1 protein-coding gene is annotated in these 514 nt (G+C 49.0%); it reads right to left on the bottom strand.

Annotation, left to right across the window (positions count from 1 at the left end; all coding sequences use genetic code 11):
* On the bottom strand, positions 1-514 hold a 514-nt coding region (locus E1189_RS13680), incomplete at both ends, for a hypothetical protein (protein WP_196221425.1).

Here is a 514-nt window from a genome sequence, read left to right as displayed (position 1 = left end):
CTTCCTGAGGCAATCATATCCCGTTCAAATATTTCAGCGGCGTGAAGCTCCTCCAGGGATTTGTCTTCAGCTTCTGCTGTCACATCGTGGTACACCATAGCCAGCGGAATTAACTCCTTTAAACCGGGGTTATTATTGAGCAATTCCTTATAGGTCTGGTCGTGTTTGGGAAAAAGCTCCAGCAACGCTTCGGAAAGAATCTGGGTTCGGGTGACGTGATCCACACCATGATCTTTTCGGAATAAGGTCGGAACTTCATTCGAGCCCATAGCATACCGTTCTGCCCAGTTCTGATGCGGCATACAGTAGTAGCGATTGATCGCTAGCTGGGCCAGCTCCGGATAACTTTTACCTTCAGTGTCAGGGGCAAAGCTATAGAGCGATCTCAGCCAGCCAAAAGTAGAACTGCCATGGGCAGAATCCAGAATATCAACCTCCTTAGAGTCATTCCTTACCTCCGCTGCTCTGACCTGACAAGTATCACTACCCTGAAGCGCATCAAGCTTCTGGTAGC

It is taken from the genome of Parendozoicomonas verongulae (genome assembly GCF_009711465.1).
Lineage (GTDB): Bacteria > Pseudomonadota > Gammaproteobacteria > Pseudomonadales > Endozoicomonadaceae > Sansalvadorimonas > Sansalvadorimonas verongulae.
The sequence above is the reverse complement of the archived record's forward strand: the minus strand, read 5'-3'. Positions and strand labels throughout refer to the sequence as shown.